The organism is Streptomyces albus subsp. chlorinus, from assembly GCF_013302895.1.
Taxonomy (GTDB): Bacteria; Actinomycetota; Actinomycetes; order Streptomycetales; family Streptomycetaceae; genus Streptomyces; species Streptomyces chlorinus.
Genome location: NZ_VJOK01000001.1, coordinates 3,405,292 through 3,411,437, shown reverse-complemented (window position 1 = coordinate 3,411,437; position 6,146 = coordinate 3,405,292). Strand labels below are relative to the sequence as shown.

Annotated in this window: 5 protein-coding genes and 1 pseudogene; 3 read left to right on the top strand and 3 right to left on the bottom strand. The window is 76.3% G+C overall.

Annotation, left to right across the window (positions count from 1 at the left end; translation table 11 throughout):
• The 3 genes and pseudogenes from FM076_RS34650 to FM076_RS15170 all read right to left on the bottom strand — a co-directional run.
• Nucleotides 1–767: pseudogene (locus tag FM076_RS34650) on the bottom strand (hypothetical protein); the annotation flags it as partial.
• Nucleotides 764–1,030 (bottom strand): MoaD/ThiS family protein, encoded by a 267-nt coding sequence (locus FM076_RS15175; RefSeq protein WP_173871140.1) that lies wholly within the window; start codon nucleotides 1,028–1,030, stop codon nucleotides 764–766. The gene FM076_RS15175 and the pseudogene FM076_RS34650, both read right to left, overlap by 4 nt.
• A 10-nt stretch (nucleotides 1,031–1,040) precedes the next feature.
• Entirely contained in the window at nucleotides 1,041–2,309 is a 1,269-nt protein-coding gene (locus FM076_RS15170; RefSeq protein ID WP_243274516.1) for an alpha/beta fold hydrolase, read from the bottom strand.
• Between the two features lie 366 nt (nucleotides 2,310–2,675).
• Here FM076_RS15170 and FM076_RS15165 point away from each other — a divergent pair, with 366 nt between their 5' ends.
• The 3 genes from FM076_RS15165 to FM076_RS15155 all read left to right on the top strand — a co-directional run bounded on the left by FM076_RS15165 (nucleotide 2,676) and on the right by FM076_RS15155 (nucleotide 6,069).
• Complete coding sequence (locus FM076_RS15165; protein WP_173871138.1) at nucleotides 2,676–3,536, top strand: winged helix-turn-helix domain-containing protein; 861 nt, start codon at nucleotides 2,676–2,678, stop codon at nucleotides 3,534–3,536.
• A 266-nt stretch (nucleotides 3,537–3,802) separates the two neighbouring features.
• Nucleotides 3,803–4,852, top strand: a complete 1,050-nt coding sequence (locus FM076_RS15160; RefSeq protein WP_173871136.1) for a substrate-binding domain-containing protein — start codon at nucleotides 3,803–3,805, stop codon at nucleotides 4,850–4,852.
• A 137-nt stretch (nucleotides 4,853–4,989) separates the two neighbouring features.
• Nucleotides 4,990–6,069 (top strand): S1C family serine protease, encoded by a 1,080-nt coding sequence (locus FM076_RS15155; RefSeq protein ID WP_173871134.1) that lies wholly within the window; start codon nucleotides 4,990–4,992, stop codon nucleotides 6,067–6,069.
• Nucleotides 6,070–6,146 lie beyond the last annotated feature (77 nt).

The following is a 6,146-nucleotide window of genomic DNA, read 5'->3' as shown; positions in this document are numbered from 1 at the left end:
CGGGACCGGCCGGGCTGCGGCGCCTGGGGCTGCGGCGCCTGATGCTGTGGCGCGTGGGGCTGTGGCGTCTGGGGCTGTGGTGGCTGGGGCTGCGGGAGCGGCTGGGCCTGGGGGTGCTGCTGGGCCGGGGCTTGGGGGTGGGCGTACGGCTGCGGCTGGGGCCCGGGTTGGGCCCGCGGGTGGAGGGGCGGCCCCTCCTCGGGCGGCGGCTGGGGCCGGCGGTGCGCCGGGTGCGGGGCGCGGTTCCCCGGCTGCGGCTGGTGCGGGTCCGTCCCCGGAAGGGGGCCGGGGTGGCCGGCCCCGGGCACGGCTTCGGCCCCGTCCTGGCCGAACGGGGCGGGCGCCCGGTCCCGGGGCCCACCCGGCCCGGCTCCGGCGATCCGGGGAAGCTCGAACGTGGCCTCGGCACCGCGCGGCTGCCGCGGGTCCGGGCCCTGGTCCGGGAGGGGTTCGGTGATCCGGGTCACCTCGTACGTCGGCTCGAACGAGGGCGGGGACCAGGCGGCCGGCGGCGCCTGCCGCTCGTGGGGCCAGGGCTCCTGCGGCGGCAGGGGCGGACCTCCCGGCTCCTGGAAGGCGGCGCCCTCCGTGCCGTGCGGGTCACGCCGCCCGGAGGGAGCGGGGGCCTCCTGATGGCCGTACGGGTTCTGGTGACCGTACGGATCCCGGGGGCCGTACGGATCCCGGGGGCCGTACGGGTCCTGGGGGTCGTACGAGCCGTGGGGGTTCCGGGAGTCGTACGGGTCGTGCGGGGTGCGGTCGGTCATCGGGCACCGCCCGCGAAGGGGGGCAGCACCTCGACGGTGCCGCCCTCGCTGAGGGCGACGGACTCGTGGGCGCGGGTCCCCACCGGCGTTCCGTCGACCAGGAACGAGCAGCGCAGCAGGACGCGCGCGAACTCGGGCCGGTCGGGGTGCGCTTCGCGGGCGTGCCGGAGCGCGTCGGCGAGCGTGCCCGCGTCGTACGGCTCCTCAGCCGTGCCTGCCGCGGCCTTCGCCGCCGCCCAGTAGCGGATCGTGCCGCTGGCCATGGTGTCCCTCTCAGCCGTCCGTGCCCTCGGTGCCGTCCGTCCCGACGGCGGTGCCCGCGCCGCCTGTTCCGACTGCGCCGGCGCGGCTCCCATGATGGGGCCTCCCGGCGGGCGCGTGCAGCCGGGTGGCCGCCCAGTCGCCGATGCGGTGCAGCAGGGCGGGGTCGGCGGCGTTCTCCGCGTGGCCGAAACCCGGCTCCAGCCACAGCTGTGACGTCGCCGGGTCGGCCGCCTCCGCGAGGGCGCGCGGGTGGTCCACGGGGAAGTAGGGGTCCCGGTCGCCGTGGACGATCAGCAGCGGCACCGGTGCGATCAGCGGGGCCGCGGCCACAGGGGAGAGCGGGACCGGGTCCCAGTCCCGGTGGTGGACCCGGGTGCGGAGTCCGTAGCGGGCCACCAGGCGGCCGGCCGGGTGCTGGATCGCCCAGTGCAGGCGCCGCATGGGGGCGGTGCCCCGGTAGTACCAGCGCGCCGGGGCACTCACGGCGACGACGGCGTCGGCGTGCGTCGCGGGAAGTTGCGTCGCGGGGGCGTGCGTGGAGTCGGCGTGCGGTGCGTCGGCGTGCGTCGCGGGGGCGCGCGGACCGGTGGCGGCGGCCGGGTCCGGGGCGCGGCCGGGCGGGTGCGCGACCGTGCGCCCCCCGTGCACCACTGGAGCAGAGATTGACGGTGTGTGACCGTCGGGCCGCCGGTCCTCGTCCCGTCCGGCGCGGGCCCCGCGCTCGTCGGCCCGGTGGCCGCCGGCGCCTCCGGCGCGGTGGAGCGCGCCGTGCCGCAGGACGACCGAGCCGCCCATCGAGAAGCCGACCGTCGCCACCGCGCGGTGGCCGAAGGAGCGGGCCCAGGCCACCGCCGCCGCGAGGTCGAGCACCTCGCGGTCGCCCACCGTCGAGCGTCCGCCCGAGCGGCCGTGCCCGCGGAAGGAGAAGGTGACCACGGCCGCGTACTGCGCGAACACGGCCGCGGCGCGGCGCAGCGCGGGCCGCTCCAGCGAGCCGGTGAAGCCGTGGGCCAGCACGATCACGCCGTGATCGGTCCCGGTGCGCGGCGGTGCGGGGTGCTCCGCGGACGGCTGCCGCGGCCGGTCCTGGTGGGGGACGTGCGGCCGGCGGGCCGGGGACGCGGGGGAGGGCGGGCCGGTACGGCGGGGCTGGTACGCGGCCTCGATCCGGACGCCGTCCGCCGTGCGCAGCACGGCGCACACCGGGCCCGCCTGGCTACTCTCCGTCAGGTTTCGCCGGGTGGCGCGAGCGAGGTCACATGCCGCTCCGTCGTTCATGCGGGTATTCTGCTGGGCAAGCAGGATCCGGGCAGCGTCGCCCCCGGATCCTTTTGTGCTTTCTGGGGGCCGGGCCGGTGGAACAGGCCGCGGCCCAGCCCTCGGGCAGTGCCGTACGAAGCAGTGCCGCCACATTCCCCCGGGCGACAGCCCGGGTGGCGCCCCGGAGCAGGGCGCCAGGAGGGAACTCGACGTCATGGGCAAGCGAAACGTGCAGAACCGAGACCGGGACCGAGGCCGTTCGACCGCACACCATCCACGTCCACACGCACGTCCACACGCACGTCCGACCCGGGCGGCCCTCCCGCCGAAGGAGGGGGCACGCCCGGTCCGGGCGGCCCTCCCGCTGACGGAAGGGGCCGGCGCGTGAGTTCACTGCTGCTCCTCACCAACGCGCTCCAGCCCTCCTCCGAGGTGCTGCCCGCCCTGGGGCTGCTCCTGCACAACGTCCGCGTCGCGCCCGCCGAGGGGCCCGCGCTGGTGGACGCGCCGTCCGCCGACGTGATCCTGGTCGACGGCCGCCGCGATCTGCCGCAGGTGCGCTCCCTGTGCCAGCTGCTGCGCTCCACCGGGCCGGGCAGCCCGCTGCTGCTGATCGTCACCGAGGGCGGTCTCGCCGCCGTCACGGCCGACTGGGGCGTGGACGACGTCCTGCTGGACACCGCCGGGCCCGCCGAGGTGGAGGCGCGGCTGCGGCTGGCCACCGGCCGCCGGCAGCTCGCCGCCGACGACAGCCCGATGGAGATCCGCAACGGCGACCTGTCGGTGGACGAGGCCACCTACAGCGCCAAGCTCAAGGGCCGGGTCCTGGATCTGACCTTCAAGGAGTTCGAGCTGCTGAAGTTCCTGGCGCAGCACCCCGGGCGCGTCTTCACCCGCGCCCAGCTGCTCCAGGAGGTGTGGGGCTATGACTACTTCGGCGGCACCCGCACCGTGGACGTCCACGTGCGGCGGCTCCGCGCCAAACTGGGGCCCGAGCACGAGGCCCTGATCGGGACCGTGCGGAACGTCGGTTACCGGTTCGTCTCCCCGGAGAAGCCGGAGAAGAAGGCCGAGAACCCCTCGTCCCCGTCGGCATCCTCGTCCCCGTCACCCGCGTCCGCCCCGTCGGTCCCGTCCGCCGCACCGGGCTCGTCCGCCCCGTCGGTCGCCGACGAGGCGGAGCGCGTGACGCGTGCGGCCGCCGGCACCTCCGGCCGCGGCGGCGATCAGCCACGACGTGCGTGATCGGCGGTGCCGGGCCTGCCGCGTCGCGGAGGGTCCGGCACCGCCGAGCAGGTTCGTCGGGCCGCCGCGTGCGGCCGCCGGCCCCCTGCCGGCCGCCGGCTCCCCGGTCGCCCGCAGGCCCTCCCGGCCGCCCGCAGGCCCTCCCTCCCCGGTCCTCCGCCGGCCCCGGAGCCGGTGCCCGGCCAGGTACCCGGCCCGGTGCCCGGTGCCCTGCACGGCGGAAACGGGGCCGTGGGAATCGGGGTCACCCCGCGTAGACTCTGCGCGTGGCCAAGGTGACGCGCGACGACGTGGCGAGAGTGGCGGGTACCTCGACCGCCGTCGTCAGCTATGTGATCAACAACGGTCCCCGGCCGGTCGCCCCGGCCACGCGGGAGCGGGTGCTCGCCGCCATCAAGGAGCTGGGGTACCGGCCGGACCGGGTGGCCCAGGCAATGGCGTCGCGGCGTACGGACCTCATAGGGCTGGTCGTCCCGGACGCCCGCCAGCCGTTCTTCGCGGAGATGGCGCACGCCGTGGAACAGGTCGCCGCCGAGCGCGGGAAGATGGTGCTGGTCGGCAACTCGGACTATCTGGACGAGCGCGAGGTGCACTACCTGCGCGCCTTCCTCGGCATGCGCGTCTCCGGGCTGATCCTCATCAGCGCCGGACTGAGCGAGCACGCCGCGCGGGAGATCGACGCGTGGGACGCCCGCGTCGTGCTGATGCACCGGCGGCCCGAGGCCATCGACGACGTCGCCGTGGTCCTCGACGACGTGGGGGGCGCCCAGCTGGCCACCCGGCATCTGCTGGAGCACGGCCACGCGTATGTGGCCTGCCTCGGCGGCGTCGAGGAGACCCCCAAGCACGGGGACCCGGTCACCGACCACATCGAGGGCTGGGCGCGGGCCATGCGGGAGGCGGGCCGGTCGGTCGAGGGCCGGCTCTTCCAGTCCCCGTACAACCGGTACGACACCTACCGGGTCGCGCTCGGCCTGCTCAGCCGACCCGACCGCCCCAGCGCGCTGTTCTGCGCCACCGACGACCAGGCCATCGGGGTGCTGCGGGCCGCGCGGGAGCTGGACATCGACGTGCCGGGCGAGCTGGCGGTCGTCGGGTTCGACGACGTGAAGGAGGCGGGGCTGACCGATCCTCCGCTGACCACCGTCGGCTCGGACCGGGAGGCCATGGCGAAGGCGGCCGTCGAGCTGGTGCTGGACGACTCGCTGCGGATCCCCGGCACCAGGACCGCCGGGGTCCCGGTCGGCAAGGGCCGGGTGCGGCAGTTCCCGTCCGGCCTGGTCATCCGCCGCTCCTGCGGGTGCGACACCGCGTAGCGCACCAGGGGGCCGGGAGTCCGGCGAGGGCGCGCCGGGCGGGCGGCCGGGGCGGGCCGGGCGCGGCGGCGGAGTACTCGGGGATTTCTCAGCGCTCCCTCAGACGGCTCTCATGTTGCGGGCGCACGCTCGGGGTCATGGAGACCTATGACAGCCGGAGCCCGCACCAGCCCCACCAGCCGCAGCAGTCCCGCGCGCCTTACCAGTCGCAGCAGAGCAGTGCCGCGTACCCCGCGGCCGGGACCGGTGCCGTGCCGCCTCCGCCCGCGCAGCCCCCGTACGCGGCGTTCCCCGGCGAGCCGGACCCGGACCGGCGCGGGCCGCGGCGGCGGATGCGCCGGCCCGCCGCGCTGATCACGGCTGTCGCCGTGGGCGCGGCCGTGATCGGCGGGGGCACCGCCTTCGGGGTGGGGGAGCTGCTGGGCGGCCACGGCGGGACGAGCGCGTCCGCGCCCGTCGCCGGCGGCACCAACGCCGCCGCCGAGGGGGCGGTCTCGGACGTGGTGCGGAACGTCAAGGACAGCGTGGTGGAGGTCGAGGCGGACACCGGCTCCGGGAAGTCGACGGGCTCCGGCGTGATCATCACCAAGGACGGCCAGATCCTCACCAACAACCATGTGGTGGCCGGGGCCGACACCGTGCGGGTCACCTTCAGCGGTGGGAAGACGGCGCGGGCCGAGGTCGTGGGCACCGACGCCGACAAGGACCTGGCGCTGCTCAAGGTGGACGGGCAGGAGGGGCTGAAGCCCGCGGCGCTCGGAGACTCGGACGCGGTGGGCGTCGGTGACCAGGTCGTCGCCATCGGTTCGCCCCAGGGGCTGTCGGGGACGGTGACCAGCGGGATCGTCTCCGCCAAGGACCGCGAGGTGAAGGTGCCCAAGGCGGACGGCGACCGGGACCAGGGCCAGGGCGACGGCGGGCTGGGCGGCGACTGGCCGTTCGAGTTCGACGGGGGCGAGTACAACGGCGGCGTCCAGGGCGAGACGACCACGTACAAGGCCCTCCAGACCGATGCCTCTCTCAACCCGGGCAACTCGGGAGGCCCGCTGTTCAACATGGCCGGGCAGGTCATCGGCATCAACTCGGCGATCCTCCCGGCCGGTTCCGGCCAGGGCCAGGCGTCCGGGTCCGACGCCGGCAGCGTCGGCCTCGGGTTCGCGATCCCGGTCGACGACGTCAAGAAGGACCTCGGCGCGCTGCGGGAGGGCGGTGCGTGACACCTCCGCCGCTCCTCCCGCCGCCCTTCTCCCGGCCGGCGCCCCGCCTCCCGCGGCACCCCGGCACCCTCGGCAAC